The 1,278-nt window shown below is 66.5% G+C and carries 1 protein-coding gene; it reads right to left on the reverse strand.

All coding sequences use genetic code 11. The features are described from left to right. Positions 1-29: 29 nt before the first annotated feature. Positions 30-1,210, reverse strand: a protein-coding gene (locus ACGFY5_RS45075) for an IS3 family transposase (protein WP_392731239.1) whose coding sequence is annotated in 2 segments (ribosomal slippage) — positions 30-923 and positions 926-1,210 — 1,179 coding nt in all. Because the reading frame shifts where the segments join, the coding sequence is not laid out codon by codon here. Positions 1,211-1,278: the final 68 nt, after the last annotated feature.

Here is a 1,278-nt window from a genome sequence, read left to right on the forward strand (position 1 = left end):
GGGGCTGCTGCACGATTCCGTGACAGTTGTCAGGCGGCCTGTTCGGCGGCCTGGCTCATGATGGTTTCGTATTCGATAGGGGTCAACCGGCCGAGCCGGTTCTGACGCCGTCGGCGGTGGTATGTCCGTTCGATCCAGGTGACGATCGCGATCCGTAAATCCTCGCGAGTCGGCCAGGCGCAGCGGTCGAGGACGTTGCGTTGGAGCAGGCTGAAGAAGCTCTCCATCGCAGCGTTGTCGCCGGCCGAGCCGACCTGGCCCATCGATCCGGTCATGCGATGCCGGAAGAGCGTCTGCTGAAGCTTCCGGGACCGGAACTGGCCGCCGCGATCGCTATGCAGCACGCAACCGGCGACGTTCCCGCCGCGGCGGGCGACCGCGGACTCGACGGCCCGGACAGCGATCGCCGATTCCATCCGGTCGCTGATGGAGTAGCCGACGATCCGGTTGGACCAGACGTCTTTGACCGCGCAGAGGTAGAGCTTTCCTTCGCTCGTGTGGTGTTCGGTCAAATCCGTGAGCCAAAGCCGATTGGGTCCCTCGGCTCGAAACTGCCGCTGCACGAGGTCCTCGTGGGCAGGCGGTCCCGGCCGGATGCTCTTTCCCCGACGCTTCTTGCCGAACACGCTCCACCAGCCGTTGTTCGCGCAGATCCGCCAGATCGTTCGTTCGGCAGCGGGCCAGCCGGCGTCGCGGACCTCGTCGGTAAGGAATCGATAACCGAACTCCGGGTCGTCGCGGTGGGCGTCGAACACCGCGTTGGCCAGATAGGCCTGCTCGAGTTCGGCGTCGGTGACCGGCTTCGCGAGCCAAGCGTAGTAGTGCTGGCGGTGGAGCTTGAGGACCCGGCACGCCACCGCGACCGGCACCCGGATCCGGGCGTCAGGCGCGGCGAGCTCGGTCACGAGCGGGTAGAGCCTTTTCCCGGCAGCTGCGCCTGCGACAAATACGCCGCCGCCCGGCGCAGGACCTCGTTCTCCTGCTCCAAAAGCCGGTTACGGCGTCGCAGCTCACGCAGCTCCGCGGACTGATCAGACGTGATGCCGGGCTTCACCCCGTCCTCCACGTCAGCCTGACGCATCCACTTCGACAGCGTCATCTCATGCACCCCGAAATCCCGCGCGACCTGGGCGAGAGTCACGCCGGGCCCGCGGTTGCGGGCGACCCGGACGACGTCCTCACGGAACTCACGCGGATACGGCTTCGGCACAGCAACATCCTTCCAGCCCGGCCGGTGGCCAAGCCATCTCAGATGTCACAGATCCGTGCAGCAGCCCC

Origin of the sequence: Cryptosporangium sp. NPDC048952 (genome assembly GCF_043197895.1) — a bacterium.
Lineage (GTDB): Bacteria > Actinomycetota > Actinomycetes > Mycobacteriales > Cryptosporangiaceae > Cryptosporangium.